This is a genomic window from Pseudomonas sp. IT-232MI5 (assembly GCF_949767845.1).
GTDB lineage: Bacteria > Pseudomonadota > Gammaproteobacteria > Pseudomonadales > Pseudomonadaceae > Aquipseudomonas.
In genome coordinates, this window is sequence record NZ_CATKQE010000001.1 from 23,120 (window position 1) to 37,157 (window position 14,038).

A 14,038-nucleotide genomic window follows, 5' to 3' on the forward strand; every position below is an offset into this window, starting at 1 on the left:
GCATAACCGCTGTGGCGCTTATCGGGGTAAGCGCGGCTCTGGTATCCTCGCCGGCATGACTAAATCACTCCCCCTCAGCCTGATCGCAGCCCTCGGTGAAAACCGCGTGATCGGCGTCGACAACAGCATGCCCTGGCACCTGCCGGGGGACTTCAAATACTTCAAGGCCACGACCTTGGGCAAGCCGATCATCATGGGTCGCAAGACCTGGGATTCGCTCGGTCGGCCGTTGCCGGGGCGCTTGAACATTGTGGTCAGCCGTCAGACCGGTCTGGTGCTGGAAGGTGCCGAAGTCTATCCGTCGCTTGAAGCAGCCGTGGTTCGCGCCGAGGAGTGGGCGAAGGAGCAGGGCGTCGATGAGCTGATGCTGATTGGTGGCGCGCAGTTGTACGCGCAAGGGCTGGCGCAGGCGGATCGTCTGTATCTGACTCGCGTGGCGCTGAGCCCGGAAGGGGATGCGTGGTTTCCGGAGTTTGATTTGCACCAGTGGAAGCTGGTGTCGAACGTTGAAAACCCGGCGATTGAAGATAAGCCCGCGTACAACTTCGAAGTCTGGGAAAAAGCTTAAAAGATCGCAGCCTGCGGCAGCTCCTACACGGTATCCGCGTTCCCTGTAGGAGCTGCCGAAGGCTGCGATCTTTTGATCTTGCTTTACATCACGCTTGAGCCAACTCCGCATGCTCATCAGCATCCAGCAACGCTTTATCGGTCTGCTGCATCACCTGACTGGTAATCGCACCAGCGGTGATCGAACCACTCACGTTCAACGCCGTGCGCCCCATATCGATCAGCGGCTCAACCGAAATCAGCAACGCCACCAGTGACACCGGCAAACCCATCGCCGGCAGCACGATCAGCGCCGCGAAGGTCGCGCCGCCACCAACACCCGCCACGCCCGCCGAACTCAAGGTCACAATCGCCACCAGCGTCGCGATCCACAGTGGATCGAGCGGATTGATGCCTACGGTTGGCGCAACCATCACCGCCAACATCGCCGGGTACAGACCGGCGCAACCGTTCTGGCCAATGGTCGCACCGAACGACGCAGCAAAACTCGCCACCGACTGCGGAATCCCCAGACGACGGGTCTGCGCTTCAATGCTCAGCGGAATGCTGGCGGCGCTGGAACGGCTGGTGAACGCGAACGTCAGCACTGGCCAGATTTTGCGGAAGAAGCGCAGCGGGTTGATCCCGGCCGCCGATACTAGCAAACCGTGCACGACGAACATCAGGCCCAGACCGAGGTACGACACCACGACGAAACTGCCGAGTTTGATGATGTCTTGCAGGTTGGAACCGGCGACCACTTTGGTCATCAGCGCCAGCACGCCGTACGGCGTCAGCTTCATCACCAGACGCACCAGACGCATTACCCAGGCTTGCAGGGTGTCGATGGCGTTGATTACTTTCTGACCTTTTTCGACGTCATCCTTGAGCAGTTGCAGCGCGGCAACCCCGAGGAATGCGGCGAAAATCACCACGCTGATGATCGAGGTCGGCTTGGCCCGCGCCAGATCGGCGAACGGGTTCTGCGGGATGAACGACAGCAGCAGTTGCGGCACATTCAGGTCGGCAACCTTGCCGGCATAGTCGGACTGAATGGTTTGCAGACGGGCCATTTCCTGGGTGCCGGCGACCAGACCTTCAGCGGTGAGGCCGAACAGGTTGGTCAGGCCGATGCCGATCAGCGCCGCAATCGCGGTGGTGAACAGCAGGGTGCCGATGGTCAGGAAGCTGATTTTGCCCAACGACGAAGCGTTGTGCAGACGCGCCACGGCGCTGAGGATCGAGGCGAACACCAGCGGGATAACGATCATTTGCAGCAACTGCACGTAGCCGTTGCCGACCAGATCGAACCAGCCGATCGAGGCTTTCAGCACCGGGTTGCCGGCACCATAAACGGTGTGCAGCGCGACGCCGAACGCAACGCCGAGCACCAGCGCCAGCAGGACTTTTTTCGCCAGGCTCCAGGTGGTGTGGCGGGTCTGTGCCAGACCGAAGAGCAGGGCGAGGAACACCAGCAGGTTGAGAATCAACGGTAGATTCATGAGATCTCCAGGAAAGACTGTGCCAACAGCCTTCCGGGGCTGCTGCGAACCGGCAAGCCTAACAGCTTGATTTGCAATGAATTAATATCAAAATCGAAGGTTGTCCGTCGTTTTTGGAATAAGCCTGTGTCGCTCTCGGCAATGCATCTGGCGCAATAGGGACGCGGGCGGTCGCTGACAGACGAGGACTGTCACACTTATTTGTTAGCGTCGATCTCTTTGAATCAGGGAGAAGAGGCTTATGAAGTTCGCACCGAAATTTCTGGCTGTCGCGCTGACAGTGGGCATGGGTCTGGTCACTCAGGCCTTCGCTACGGACCTGAAACACTGGCCGGCCGATCAGGCCAAGGCGCTGGACGCGATGATCGCCGCCAACGCCAACAAGGGTAACTACGCGGTGTTCGACATGGACAACACCAGTTACCGTTACGACCTCGAAGAGTCCTTGTTGCCGTTCATGGAAAACAAGGGCCTGATCACCCGCGACAAACTTGACCCTTCGCTGAAACTGATGCCGTTCAAGGACACCGCCGAGCACAAGGAGAGCCTGTTCAGTTACTACTATCGCCTCTGCGAAGTCGACGACATGGTCTGCTACCCGTGGGTGGCGCAGGTGTTCTCCGGCTTCACCCTCAAGGAACTCAAAGGTTACGTCGATGAACTGATGGCCTCGGGCAAGCCGGTGCCGGCAACCTATTACGAAGGCGATGTGGTCAAGAAACTCGACGTCAACCCACCGAAGATCTTCACCGGCCAGCAAGAGCTGTACAACAAGTTGATGGAAAACGGCATCGAGGTCTACGTGATGACCGCCGCGTCTGAAGAACTGGTGCGTATGGTCGCAGCGGATCCGAAGTATGGCTACAACGTCAAACCGCAGAACGTCATTGGCGTTTCGATGTTGCTCAAGGATCCGAAGACAGGCGAACTGACCACCGCGCGCAAGCAGATCACCGCCGGTAAATATGACGAGAAGGCCAACCTCGGCCTGGAACTGACGCCGTATCTCTGGACCCCGGCGACGTGGATGGCCGGCAAGCACGCGGCGATCCTCACTTACATCGATGAGTGGAAAAAACCGGTACTGGTAGGTGGCGATACCCCGACCAGCGACGGTTACATGCTGTTCCACGATGTCGACGTGGCCAAGGGCGGGATTCACTTGTGGATCAACCGCAAGGATAAATACATGACGCAATTGAACGGCATGATGGCCAAGCACGCGGCAGCGCAGGCGAAAGAAGGGTTGCCGGTAACGGCGGACAAGAACTGGGTGATCGTCAAGCCAGAAGAAATTCAGTAACAGACACAGGGCCAGTGTGGGAGCGAGCCTGCTCGCGAAAGCGTAGTGTCAGTTGATCGTTCCCACGCTCTGCGTGGGAATGCTGCCCGTGACGCTCCGCGTCACTGGACGCGGAGCGTCCCTTGAGACATTCCCACGCAGAGCGTGGGAACGATCAAAGGCAAAAAAATGCCCCGCACATTGGCGGGGCATTTTGTCTCGGCGATTTGACGCTTACAGCCCGTCGAGCATCGCTTTGTTACGCACAGCACCTTTGTCGGCGCTGGTCGCCAGCAGGGCGTAGGCCTTGAGGGCGGTGGTCACTTTGCGTGGACGCACTTCTACAGGTTTCCAGCCTTTCTTGTCCTGCTCGGCACGGCGTGCGGCCAGTTCTTCGTCGCTGACCAACAGGTTGATCGAGCGGTTCGGAATGTCGATCAGCACTTTGTCGCCGTCCTGCACCAGACCGATCGCGCCGCCGGCGGCAGCTTCTGGCGAAGCGTGGCCGATGGACAGACCGGAAGTACCGCCGGAGAAACGTCCGTCGGTGAGCAGCGCGCAGGCTTTGCCCAGGCCTTTGGATTTCAGGTACGACGTCGGGTAAAGCATTTCCTGCATGCCCGGGCCGCCTTTCGGACCTTCGTAGCGAATGATGACGATGTCGCCAGCCTTCACTTCGTCAGCGAGGATGCCGCGTACGGCGCTGTCCTGGCTTTCGAAGATCTTCGCGTTGCCTTCGAAGACGTGGATCGATTCGTCGACACCGGCGGTTTTCACCACGCAGCCGTCGAGGGCGATGTTGCCGTACAACACGGCCAAACCACCTTCTTGCGAATAGGCGTGTTCGAAGCTGCGGATGCAGCCGTTTTCACGGTCGTCATCCAGGGTTTCCCAACGGGTCGACTGGCTGAACGCCGTCTGCGTCGGGATACCGGCAGGGCCGGCCTTGAAGAAGTGATGCACCGCTTCATCGGTGGTCTGGGTGATGTCCCACTTGGCGATGGCTTCTTCCATGCTGCGGCTGTGCACGGTCGGCAGGTCGGTGTGCAGCAGGCCGCCACGGGCCAGCGAACCGAGGATGCTGAAGATGCCGCCGGCGCGGTGCACGTCTTCCATGTGGTACTTCTGGATGTTCGGCGCGACTTTGCACAGCTGCGGAACGCTGCGCGAAAGACGGTCGATGTCGCGCAGGTCGAAATCGATTTCGGCTTCCTGGGCGGCGGCGAGCAAGTGCAGGATGGTGTTGGTCGAGCCGCCCATAGCGATGTCGAGCATCATCGCGTTCTCGAACGCCTTGAAATTGGCGATGTTGCGCGGCAGTACCGATTCGTCGTTTTCGCCGTAGTAACGCTTGCACAGCTCGACGATGGTGCGGCCGGCCTGCAGGAACAGCTGTTCGCGGTCGCTGTGGGTAGCGAGGGTCGAACCGTTGCCCGGCAGTGCGAGGCCGAGGGCTTCGGTCAGGCAGTTCATCGAGTTGGCGGTGAACATGCCGGAGCACGAACCGCAGGTCGGGCAGGCGCTGCGCTCGTACTCAGCGACTTTCTCGTCAGAAGCGCTTTCGTCGGCGGCGATCACCATGGCGTCGACGAGGTCGAGGCCGTGGGAAGCGAGTTTGGTCTTGCCGGCTTCCATCGGGCCGCCGGAAACGAAGATCACCGGAATGTTCAGGCGCAACGCGGCCATCAACATGCCCGGGGTGATCTTGTCGCAGTTGGAAATGCACACGATGGCGTCGGCGCAGTGGGCGTTGACCATGTACTCGACGGAGTCGGCGATGATCTCGCGGCTCGGCAGCGAATACAGCATGCCGTCGTGGCCCATGGCGATGCCGTCATCCACGGCGATGGTGTTGAATTCTTTCGCTACACCGCCGGCGCGTTCGATTTCGCGGGCGACCAGTTGACCCAGATCCTTCAGGTGTACGTGGCCCGGTACGAACTGGGTGAACGAGTTGGCAATCGCGATGATCGGCTTTTTGAAGTCGTCATCTTTCATCCCCGTGGCGCGCCACAGTGCGCGGGCACCGGCCATGTTGCGGCCGTGGGTGGATGTTTTCGAGCGGTAATCTGGCATGGAGCACTCCGGGCGGCTAATCACTTACTAATCAGGTGCAAAAGGGGAGTGAGCTTCTATTGACGTCTGGAACACTCAGAAATGGCCGTGTGTCCGTGAAGTTGCCGATGACGTTGCGGGATCGCCGCTGGTCTCAGCCTGAGCTCATAAACCCGCCGGGGGATGAATGGCGATGAATCAGCCGATTCTACACCGCTGGCGCCTGGAAGGAATGGCGCAAAGTGTTGTTCCAGTGCCGACGGGGTGTATGGGATGACGACCGGCGGGTTTAATCACCGCCGGTCTGCGCCACGGTATTGGCTTCAAGGTTTCTGGCGCGATGGCTGAGCCTGTTGTTGAGCACCAGCGCTGTCGCGCTCAGCAACACAAAGCTGTAGCCGAGCGTGGATTGCAGATTGGCTGGGCTGAGGCTGATCAACGCGCTGATAAGGCCGCCACAAATAAAGATGATCGTACTGCCCGCCGAGGCCGACGTCCCGGCGTTCTCGGGAAACAGGCCCATGGCCCGAGAGGTGGCGGCGGGGCGGGCAATGGTGGTACCCGCCGTGCAGATCAACATCGGGATCAACACAGTGGCTGGCGCCAGCGCGTGATTGGCTGCCAGGTACAGCATTGCCAGCCCCGACAGCAGTATCAGACTTAGCCCGGTGAAGACTTGCTGAGCAGGAGTGATCCGTCGATTGAGTACGGTGGCGAGGATGCCACCGACGACATAGGCCGCGCCGTAAACCAGCAGAATCAGTGAAAAGTCGTAGGGTGCGAGCTGCAATTGATCCATGAAAATCAGCGGCGAAATCACGATGAACGAGAAGTGACAGGCGAAAGCGAACGCTGAAATCAGCCAGTAGCCGACAAACTCGAAATCCCCCAGCACGCGGCGGTAGGACTGAATGAAACCGAGCCGTGTGCCGCTGTAGGCCGGACGGCTGTTTGGTAAAAACAGCCAGGCCTTGATCAGCACCGTGGCGGCCAGCGCGGTAAACACCCAGAAGCTGCCGCGCCAACCGAGTGAGGCCTGAAGAAAGGTGCCGGCCAGCGGCGACACCGAGATGAAGATGCCGGTAGCCGTGACCATCAGGATACGCAAACGGTCGCGTTCCTCACCTTCGAACAGATCCTGCACCAGCGCCTGGGACAGTACGAAACAGCCACATCCCAGGGCCTGCATCACCCGGAATATGAGAAATAGCGTGTAATCGGAGGTCATCACGCAACCGAGCGCACCCAGCATCGATACGCTCATGCCGGCGAGTAACAAGCCCTTGCGTCCGATCACGTCCGAGAGGGGGCCGATCAGGACCTGAGCAAACGCGATCCCCACGGCGAACAGACTGATGGACAGTGCGATGTCTGCCGGCGAACGGTGAAAATGCGTCGCCAGTGCCGGAAAGGAAGGCAGCAGCACATCCAGTGGAAACACACCCAGCAGCACCATGGCCAGCAACAGACTGACAGCGGCGCGACGCTGCCTTGTGGTTGCCACGGATTGTCCTTTATCCATCGATCAGTCCTGCCTTGGCGAAGAGTTTCTGGTTATGGGGAAGTGCGAAAAATCCGGCCTTTCGTAGTGCGTCCAGCGTGGCGATGGCGCCTGATCGTGCACGTGCTCGGTTGGCTTGCACCGTTGCCATGCCGCCGACAATTTCCATCACGTCACTGTCAGCGATGCCGGCTCCTCGCAAACTCTGTTGCAACCAGCGTTCGTCGGTCTCGAAAAAAATCCCGATGATCTCCAGCAGTGTCCGGCTCACAAACGTACGCTGGCGGCTGTTCATCGACAGCCAGAAATAATGGAACACTTCGCTGAAGTAGCGACTGTGGCGTGCTTCGTCAGTCAGATGATCGCGCAGCATGTCGTTGACGCTGGACACCAGGCTGTCGCGGCATACGTCCAGCAGCTCACGGGCAATGATGGTTTCCGAGACGAAACCGAGCAGAAACCATGCCAGCGCCCGGTTCTTTTCCGGCGTGCGAGCAATCAGCGAGTTCAGGCGGGTGATGCGCTTCGGAATCGCCGGCCGTTCGGTGATTCCATAGAAATTGGCGATCTGCTCCGCGAGACGATTGGAAAACAGCGCGTGGTAACCCTCGTCGGTGTAGAGCTGCAGCGCCGCGTGTTTCATCGGCAGAGGGACGTAAATGGGCAGTTCGCGGTGCACGATGACTTCCACGGCACGGTTGACGATGCGGTGTTCGAGCAGGGTGGTGTAATCGAGAAAGTGCACCAAGTGGTTGGCTGACAGTCGGTGCAACACGTCCCGCCCCGCCATCTGGATAGCCGGATGTGCCAGATAAGGTAGAAACGCCGGTGGAAACCAATGGCGGGTTTGCAGTTGCAGCGGCACATCGTCGGGCAATTGGTAGTCATGGGTACTGCTGCGTACCGAGGCACGGCTGTCCCAGTCTCCCAAGGTGAATTTGAGTGCCCAGGACACCGGCGCTTGATCCGGGTCGGCATTCGACAGGGTCATGCCTGCACCTCACGCAACAACTCGCGCATTTCGTGACACATCACTTGCCCGTCGCTTTGTCCGCAACCAACGAAGAACAGCGGTTGTTCAGCACTGCCCTCAAGCTTGAGCAGTGCTTCGACCTGCTGGTCGGCAAACGCGCCGGTCAACCAAGTGTTGAGGCCCAATGCCGTGGCGACCAGTTGAAAGGTCTGCGACAAGTGGCCCGCTTCAACGAAGGCCATCCGATAGGCCCGCGAGTGTTCGTACTTCCACCAGAGCCGGTCGAAACGGGCGGTGATAAACAAACCCAACGGCAGGTTGTTGATGAAATGCTGACCGCCGAGCAATTGGCCCAGCGCGGGCTCAGGCAATGGATTAACCCGGCTCAGGGTGTGGTCGGCCGGATGATAGGCATAGATGCCGGGTTCCAGGCCATCGACGTTCTGCACCAGCAGAAAGCCTTCGCAAGCGTTCAGACCGCCAGCGGAAGGACTGCTCCGGCGTGCGCCGAGCCCTTGGGCGATGCTGTCGTCGCGGTCATTGTCACGTTCCTGGAGATAGCCGAGGGCAAGATAGAGCAGGGTGCCGACGTCCTTCAGCGTTATCGCTGCACCTGTATAGGAACGGCAGGTTTTGCGCTGGAGCAGAACATTTCCCAGACGGTCGTCATTCAACGCGCTCGGCGCAGGCAGGGCGATACGCTGCTCGGGTGCCGGCATTGGGCGGTTTGTCGCGGGCTGTGGGTTAGCCAGTACTTCGTTGCAGTGCGCCAGATATTGTCTGGACCACTCGTGAATATTCTGTGGGGTATGTTCGCAGGGAATATTTTGCGTGCCGATGTGATAAATCTTCGACAGCTCATCCCAACCCCATTGCGGACTGTCTATTGGGGAAATAGTTAGAATGCCTGCGCTTAATAGTTGTGTGTCTATTAAGTTGTGGGTGTCGAAAAGTTCCGGGTTGTGGATTAGTTGTGCGAGTCGATTGGCATAATTAAGATCAAGTTCGTGCTGTGTGTGGTTTTTATAGTTCCACACGATTTGCCCGGGTGAGCGCGGCAAGATAAATAAGTAAGGGTTGATGTGCATGTCTGTCGATTCACTCTGGAGAAAGTCAAAAGGACGCCGGGTTGCCGGCACTTCCCAGCGTCCAGACTCACTTAACGGGCTTTAGGGGCAACCAGAAAAGCCAGGTTTGCGATTTTTTTACTTTCCAGAGAAATACGTTTCATGATGTGAACTCCTTGTTCGTTGATAGTTGAAGTCACCTCGTGGTGACGACTTCATAATAGTTTGTAATGGATTATTGGCAAGAGGATATTAAGTAGGAAATTTCCAGTAATTTTGTCGGAGCAGTCTTTAGCCGGAAATAAACTTGTAGGGGAAGTTTCGGTAATAAAAAGATGTAAGGAAATGTCCTGCATGTCTGCGGGAATATAATTGTAGGAACTCGAGGGAGATAGCGAATGGAAGGGTGATGCCTGAGATAAAAACGGGGAGCCTGCTGGCTCCCCGATGTCCGCATGGATCAGCTGTTGGGCAGCAATCGGCAGGTGATGCTCTTGATGTAGCGCGTTTCGGCGATGGCAGGGTGCACCGGGTGATCCGGACCCTGGCCGCCACGCTCGAGCAACTGGATGTTGCGATCCAGGTGACGCGCGCTGGTCAGCAGTATGTTCTGCAGGTCATCTTCCGGCAGGTGCATCGAGCACGATGCGCTGACCAGGATGCCGTCCTTGTTGAGCAGGCGCATGGCTTGCTCGTTCAGGCGACGGTAGGCGCCTTCGCCGTTTTTCATGTCTTTCTTGCGTTTGATGAACGCTGGCGGGTCGGCCACGATCACGTCGAAACGCTCTTCGCTGGCTTTCAGTTCTTTCAGGGCTTCGAAGACGTCGCCTTCGATGCAGGTCATCTTGTCGGCGAAGCCGTTCAGCGCAGCGTTGCGCTCAACACCGTCGAGGGCGAAAGCCGAGGCATCGACGCAGAACACTTCGCTGGCGCCGAACGCCGCAGCCTGCACGCCCCAGCCACCGATGTAGCTATAGAGGTCGAGGACGCGTTTGCCTTTGGCGTAAGGGGCCAGGCGGGCGCGGTTCATGCGGTGGTCGTAGAACCAGCCGGTTTTCTGACCCTGAATCACCGGGGCTTCGAACTTCACGCCGTTCTCTTCCAGCGCCACCCACTCCGGCACCAGGCCGAACACGGTTTCGACGTAGCGGTTGAGGCCTTCAGCATCACGGGCAGCTGAGTCGTTCTTGAACAGGATACCGCTTGGCTTGAGCACTTGGGTCAGGGCCGCGATCACGTCATCTTTATGCGCTTCCATGGTCGCCGAGGCGATCTGCACCACAAGAATGTCGCCGAAACGGTCAACGACCAGGCCTGGCAACAGGTCGGAATCACCGTAGACCAGGCGGTAGAACGGTTTGTCGAACAGGCGCTCGCGCAGCGACAAGGCCACGTTCAGACGGTGCACCAGCAGCGATTTGTCCAGCGCAACTTTGGTGTCGCGCGACAGCAGGCGGGCGCAGATCAGGTTGTTCGGGCTCATCGCCACGATGCCCAGCGGCTTGCCGCCAGCGGCTTCGAGGATGGCCTGGTCGCCGGCATTGAAGCCGTGCAGAGGGGTGGCGGCAACATCGATTTCGTTGCTGTAGACCCACAGGTGGCCGGCGCGCAGGCGACGGTCGGCGTTGGCTTTGAGGCGCAAGCTAGGCAGGGACATGACGTCGCTCCGGAAAAAAGAGCGGGAGTATAGCGTGTTGCGACTTGTGCCGGGTTTGATGAGCGATGAAACGCTGATGGCCCTTTCGCGAGCAAGCTCGCTCCCACAGTTGAGCGCGTTCCAATGTGGGAGCGACGATTCGACTTGCTCGCGAAGCGGTTTTGACTTCTACGTCGACAGTGCGTCGATCAGCTCTTTGTTGAACGCCGGAATATCATCAGGCTGACGGCTGCTGATCAGGTGACCATCCTTGACCACTTCTTTATCGACCCAATTGGCCCCGGCATTCACCAGGTCATCCTTGAGCGTCTTGTAACTGGTCATGGTCTTGCCGTTGACCAGCCCCGCCGAGATCAGCAGCCAGCCGCCATGGCAGATCACCGCGATCGGTTTGCCGGCCGAGGCGCCGGTCTTGACCAGATGCTGGGCATCCTGATCGATGCGGATGGTGTCGGAGTTCTGCACGCCGCCCGGCAGGACGATTGCGTCGTACTGCTCGCTGCTGGCGCTCTGGAATGTCTGGTCGACCTTGAAGTCGTCCGCCGGTTTGTCGTGGTTCCAGCCTTTGACCTTGCCGGCCTCGGCGGAAAGGATGTCGACTTGCGCGCCGGCTTGCTCCAGTGCCTGCTTGGGACCGGTCAGTTCGACCTGTTCGAAACCGTCTATTACCAAAATGGCGACGCGTTTGCCGTTGAGGGAGGTGGCCATCGATAAGCTCCTGAGTCTGTGGGAGTTTGCCGCCGTAATGGACCGGAGTGATCCGTTGGGCATTACAGATTCCGAAGCTGTGGCCTGAATGAAAGTTCCTGACAATTGCCCACTGGTGTGTCGTCGTGCGGTTTTTAGAGGTTAGAATCGCCGCCTGTCCCAGAGTGTGTACTTATGTCCCAAGAGCTGACCACCGAACAGATTCAACAATCGCTGCAAGGCATCAGTGTGCCGGCGCAACCGCAGATCATGGTGGATCTGCAAATGGAGCAGTACATGCCCGACCCGGATCTGGAGGTGATCGCCAAGCTGATCTCCCAGGATCCCGGCCTGTCCGGTTCGCTGCTGAAAATCGTCAACTCGCCGTATTACGGCCTGAGCAACAAGATCACTTCGATCCAGCGTGCGGTGAACCTGCTGGGCAGCCGTTCGATCATCAACCTGATCAACGCGCAGTCTATCAAGGGCGAGATGAATGACGACACCATCGTTACGCTCAACCGTTTCTGGGACACTGCCCAGGATGTGGCGATGACGTGCCTGACGCTGGCCAAGCGTATTGGCACTCAGGCGGGCGATGAGGCTTACGCCTTGGGCCTGTTCCACGATTGCGGCGTACCTTTGATGTTGCAGCGCTTCCCCAATTACATGACGGTTCTGGAAAAGGCTTACGCCAACGCCAGCGCCGAATGTCGCGTAGTGGACACTGAAAACAGCGAGTTCAATACCAACCATGCAGTGGTTGGTTACTACACGGCCAAGTCCTGGCGTCTGCCGGAGCATGTCAGCGCGGCCATCGCCAATCACCACAACGCCTTGGCGATTTTCAGCGATGAGACGTCACGCAACAGTCAGCTGAAAAACCTGCTGGCGATCCTGAAAATGGCCGAGCATATCTGCGCGTCGTATCGCGTGCTGGGCAACCAGACCGAAGATTTCGAATGGAACGCCGTCGGGCCGTTGGTACTCGATTACGTAGGGCTGTCGGATTACGACTTCGAAACCCTCAAACAAACGATCCGCGACCTCGGCGCGCATTGATTCGAGGACGCTATGCCTGAACTACCGGAAGTCGAAACCACTCGTCGCGGGATTGCCCCGCACCTGGAAGGCCAGCGTGTCAGCCGGGTGATTGTGCGGGACCGGCGGTTGCGCTGGCCGATCCCCGAAGACCTCGATGTGCGTCTGTCGGGGCAGCGAATCGTGCTGGTCGAACGACGGGCCAAGTACCTGTTGATCAATGCCGAGGTTGGTACGCTGATCAGCCACTTGGGCATGTCGGGCAATTTGCGTCTGGTCGAAGTCGGTTTGCCGGCGCTCAAGCATGAACACGTCGATATTGAACTGGAGTCGGGGCTGGCGCTGCGCTACACCGATCCGCGACGGTTCGGCGCGATGTTGTGGAGCAATGATCCGCTCAATCATGAATTGCTGATTCGTCTCGGCCCGGAGCCACTGACCGATCTGTTCGATGGCGAGCGTTTGTTTCAGCTGTCGCGCGGGCGTTCGATGGCGGTCAAACCGTTCATCATGGACAACGCGGTGGTGGTCGGGGTCGGCAATATTTATGCGACCGAAGCGCTGTTCGCTGCCGGGATTGATCCGCGTCGTGAAGCCGGGGGCATTTCCCGGGGGCGCTATCTGAAGCTGGCCATCGAGATCAAACGCATTCTAGCCGCTGCCATTGAGCGTGGCGGGACGACGTTGCGCGATTTCATCGGCGGTGACGGTCAGCCGGGCTATTTCCAACAGGAACTGTTTGTCTATGGCCGTGGCGGTGAACACTGCAAGGTCTGTGGCACCGGCTTGCGTGAAGTGAAGCTGGGCCAGCGTGCCAGTGTGTTCTGCCCGCGCTGCCAGAGCTGAGGCAAACGGCTGAAAAAGTCCTACGGTCTATAGTGAGTTGTCTCACTGTTAAGCCCGAAGGATCGTGCCATGAAATCCTTGCAAGTCCTCTTTGTTACGCTGCTGCTGTGTTCCAGTCTGGCTGTTCAAGCCGCGGAAAATGGCAGTGGCGATCCGCGTTACACCATCCAGAATCCACCGGCCTACGCGATGATCGGCGATTTGCTGATTGCCCGACCTTTATTGGTGGTGGCGACGGTGATTGGTGCGGGGGCGTTTGTCGTGTCGTTGCCGTTTACCGCACTGGGTGGCGGGGTGGGCGATGCGGGGCAGGCGTTGGTGGTGGATCCGGCGAAAGCCGCTTTTGTGCGGTGCCTGGGGTGTATCGGGGAGGGGTTTGAGCAGCGCGAGTAAGCTGATCAGGGATTTCCTGTGTGGCTGACGGCCTCATCGCGAGCAGGCTCACTCCTACAGTTGAAATGCGTTCCAATGTAGGAGTGAGCCTGCTCGCGATGGCGTCTGTACAGGCGCTGGAAGACTCAAGCCTTGCCGGTAATCTTGCGGTATTTCTCCATCAACTGTTCTTCAGTCTCCGGATGCGCTTCGTCCAGCGGAATGCAATCCACCGGGCAAACCTGTTGGCATTGCGGTTCGTCGTAGTGGCCGACGCACTGGGTGCACAGGTTCGGGTCGATCACATAGATCTCTTCGCCTTGGGAGATGGCGGCGTTCGGGCACTCGGGTTCGCAGACGTCGCAGTTGATGCAATCGTCGGTGATGATCAGGGACATGCTAACTCCAGCCAGGGCGGCAGGCCCGGGCGCTATAAATCAATGCGCGCAATTGTGCCGCATTGGCGCGCGCAGTGCACGCTGCTGCGATCAAGGGCTGTAATCAACAGC

Annotated in this window: 13 protein-coding genes; 5 read left to right on the plus strand and 8 right to left on the minus strand. The window is 58.7% G+C overall.

Features of this window, described 5'->3' with window-relative positions; genetic code table 11:
• Positions 1-55 precede the first annotated feature (55 nt).
• Entirely contained in the window at positions 56-568 is a 513-nt protein-coding gene (locus tag ACM6JQ_RS00105) for a dihydrofolate reductase (RefSeq protein ID WP_007913563.1), read from the plus strand.
• Positions 569-656: 88 nt separating this feature from the next.
• Here ACM6JQ_RS00105 and ACM6JQ_RS00110 read toward each other — a convergent pair whose 3' ends face one another.
• Positions 657-2,048 (minus strand): L-cystine transporter, encoded by a 1,392-nt coding sequence (locus ACM6JQ_RS00110; protein WP_007913564.1) that lies wholly within the window; start codon positions 2,046-2,048, stop codon positions 657-659.
• A gap of 241 nt (positions 2,049-2,289) precedes the next feature.
• Between ACM6JQ_RS00110 and ACM6JQ_RS00115 the strand changes: the two genes are divergently transcribed.
• Positions 2,290-3,351 carry a haloacid dehalogenase-like hydrolase gene (locus ACM6JQ_RS00115; protein ID WP_414893049.1) on the plus strand — a complete coding sequence of 354 codons (1,062 nt, stop codon included), beginning with the start codon at positions 2,290-2,292 and terminating at the stop codon, positions 3,349-3,351.
• Between the two features lie 213 nt (positions 3,352-3,564).
• Here ACM6JQ_RS00115 and ilvD read toward each other — a convergent pair whose 3' ends face one another.
• The 6 genes from ilvD to ACM6JQ_RS00145 form a co-directional block, all read right to left on the minus strand.
• Entirely contained in the window at positions 3,565-5,406 is a 1,842-nt protein-coding gene (gene ilvD / locus ACM6JQ_RS00120; protein WP_007913567.1) for a dihydroxy-acid dehydratase, read from the minus strand.
• 268 nt (positions 5,407-5,674) lie between these two features.
• Complete coding sequence (locus tag ACM6JQ_RS00125; RefSeq protein WP_095112809.1) at positions 5,675-6,907, minus strand: multidrug effflux MFS transporter; 1,233 nt, start codon at positions 6,905-6,907, stop codon at positions 5,675-5,677.
• Positions 6,900-7,877: a diiron oxygenase gene (locus tag ACM6JQ_RS00130; RefSeq protein ID WP_414893050.1), complete on the minus strand. Its 978-nt coding sequence runs from the start codon at positions 7,875-7,877 to the stop codon at positions 6,900-6,902. The genes ACM6JQ_RS00125 and ACM6JQ_RS00130 overlap by 8 nt, the downstream gene beginning before the upstream one ends.
• Positions 7,874-8,947 (minus strand): SagB family peptide dehydrogenase, encoded by a 1,074-nt coding sequence (locus tag ACM6JQ_RS00135; RefSeq protein ID WP_007913575.1) that lies wholly within the window; start codon positions 8,945-8,947, stop codon positions 7,874-7,876. Before ACM6JQ_RS00135 ends, ACM6JQ_RS00130 begins: the two co-directional genes overlap by 4 nt.
• Positions 8,948-9,386: 439 nt before the next feature.
• On the minus strand, positions 9,387-10,583 hold the full coding sequence (locus ACM6JQ_RS00140; RefSeq protein WP_007913577.1) for a class I SAM-dependent rRNA methyltransferase: 1,197 nt from the start codon (positions 10,581-10,583) through the stop codon (positions 9,387-9,389).
• Between the two features lie 168 nt (positions 10,584-10,751).
• The gene (locus ACM6JQ_RS00145) at positions 10,752-11,291 is read right to left on the minus strand and encodes a type 1 glutamine amidotransferase domain-containing protein (RefSeq protein ID WP_414893051.1); all 540 of its coding nucleotides are present in this window, start codon (positions 11,289-11,291) and stop codon (positions 10,752-10,754) included.
• Positions 11,292-11,519: 228 nt separating this feature from the next.
• Here ACM6JQ_RS00145 and ACM6JQ_RS00150 point away from each other — a divergent pair, with 228 nt between their 5' ends.
• The 3 genes from ACM6JQ_RS00150 to ACM6JQ_RS00160 all read left to right on the plus strand — a co-directional run bounded on the left by ACM6JQ_RS00150 (position 11,520) and on the right by ACM6JQ_RS00160 (position 13,550).
• Complete coding sequence (locus tag ACM6JQ_RS00150) at positions 11,520-12,332, plus strand: HDOD domain-containing protein (RefSeq protein WP_162131202.1); 813 nt, start codon at positions 11,520-11,522, stop codon at positions 12,330-12,332.
• A gap of 12 nt (positions 12,333-12,344) precedes the next feature.
• A complete protein-coding gene (gene mutM, locus ACM6JQ_RS00155; protein WP_007913582.1) occupies positions 12,345-13,157 on the plus strand; it encodes a bifunctional DNA-formamidopyrimidine glycosylase/DNA-(apurinic or apyrimidinic site) lyase in 813 nt (270 codons plus the stop codon).
• A 69-nt stretch (positions 13,158-13,226) separates the two neighbouring features.
• Positions 13,227-13,550, plus strand: a complete 324-nt coding sequence (locus ACM6JQ_RS00160; protein ID WP_007913584.1) for a hypothetical protein — start codon at positions 13,227-13,229, stop codon at positions 13,548-13,550.
• 125 nt (positions 13,551-13,675) lie between these two features.
• On the opposite strand, the gene ACM6JQ_RS00165 is transcribed toward ACM6JQ_RS00160, so the two are convergent.
• A complete protein-coding gene (locus ACM6JQ_RS00165) occupies positions 13,676-13,927 on the minus strand; it encodes a YfhL family 4Fe-4S dicluster ferredoxin (RefSeq protein ID WP_003195146.1) in 252 nt (83 codons plus the stop codon).
• Between the last annotated feature and the right edge of the window lie 111 nt (positions 13,928-14,038).

Coding starts and splice junctions, on each gene's coding strand:
- ACM6JQ_RS00105 (WP_007913563.1), top strand. CDS start 56: ATGACTAAATCACTCCCCCTCAGCCTGATCGCAGCCCTCGGTGAAAAC.
- ACM6JQ_RS00110 (WP_007913564.1), bottom strand. CDS start 2,048: ATGAATCTACCGTTGATTCTCAACCTGCTGGTGTTCCTCGCCCTGCTC.
- ACM6JQ_RS00115 (WP_414893049.1), top strand. CDS start 2,290: ATGAAGTTCGCACCGAAATTTCTGGCTGTCGCGCTGACAGTGGGCATG.
- ilvD (WP_007913567.1), bottom strand. CDS start 5,406: ATGCCAGATTACCGCTCGAAAACATCCACCCACGGCCGCAACATGGCC.
- ACM6JQ_RS00125 (WP_095112809.1), bottom strand. CDS start 6,907: ATGGATAAAGGACAATCCGTGGCAACCACAAGGCAGCGTCGCGCCGCT.
- ACM6JQ_RS00130 (WP_414893050.1), bottom strand. CDS start 7,877: ATGACCCTGTCGAATGCCGACCCGGATCAAGCGCCGGTGTCCTGGGCA.
- ACM6JQ_RS00135 (WP_007913575.1), bottom strand. CDS start 8,947: ATGCACATCAACCCTTACTTATTTATCTTGCCGCGCTCACCCGGGCAA.
- ACM6JQ_RS00140 (WP_007913577.1), bottom strand. CDS start 10,583: ATGTCCCTGCCTAGCTTGCGCCTCAAAGCCAACGCCGACCGTCGCCTG.
- ACM6JQ_RS00145 (WP_414893051.1), bottom strand. CDS start 11,291: ATGGCCACCTCCCTCAACGGCAAACGCGTCGCCATTTTGGTAATAGAC.
- mutM (WP_007913582.1), top strand. CDS start 12,345: ATGCCTGAACTACCGGAAGTCGAAACCACTCGTCGCGGGATTGCCCCG.
- ACM6JQ_RS00160 (WP_007913584.1), top strand. CDS start 13,227: ATGAAATCCTTGCAAGTCCTCTTTGTTACGCTGCTGCTGTGTTCCAGT.
- ACM6JQ_RS00165 (WP_003195146.1), bottom strand. CDS start 13,927: ATGTCCCTGATCATCACCGACGATTGCATCAACTGCGACGTCTGCGAA.